Source organism: Mesorhizobium sp. M1E.F.Ca.ET.063.01.1.1, from assembly GCF_003998155.1.
Lineage (GTDB): Bacteria > Pseudomonadota > Alphaproteobacteria > Rhizobiales > Rhizobiaceae > Mesorhizobium.
This window is the reverse complement of sequence record NZ_RZSC01001583.1, coordinates 1-469: the sequence shown is the minus strand read 5'-3', so window position 1 is coordinate 469 and position 469 is coordinate 1. Positions and strand designations below refer to the sequence as shown.

Sequence of the window (469 nt, the reverse complement as noted above, 5' to 3'; positions counted from 1 at the left end):
GTTCGCGTTCCTTCACTCCTTTGATGAGGTCGTCATTACATCTTTGGTAGGAGGGATCTCGATGCGCACCCTGCCGCTAAAGATGTGGGAAGATATTCGCCACCAAATCGACCCTACCATTGCCGCAGTAGCGACGCTGTTTATCCTTTTGCCCCTGGTCGTTTTGATGATCCTCTTCGTTGCGGGGTGGAGATCGACCCTGGGCCTTCAGCGCGCGCGTCCAGTACCCGCGGCTTGACACGGGCTTCAGTGTCAGAGGTGGGTAGCCTCGTTTTGTAGGGTGAAACCGCTCTTGGCGGCGATCTAACCCTCGTGGCGACCTGCATCGCAGATCCCTGTCCTTAAATGCCCGCGATGGGTTGGTCACATGCAAGATGCCTGCGCTAGGGCCTGGCAAAGCGTCGAATAGCGGTCCACCTTTCGAGGAGCCAACTCAACGCCAGCGCATCCCATGGGCCACGTCTTCTGT

Annotated in this window: 1 pseudogene; it reads left to right on the top strand. The window is 57.6% G+C overall.

The features are described 5' to 3' along the window. Window positions 1-238, top strand: a pseudogene (locus tag EOA29_RS39910) (ABC transporter permease); the annotation flags it as partial. Between the last annotated feature and the right edge of the window lie 231 nt (window positions 239-469).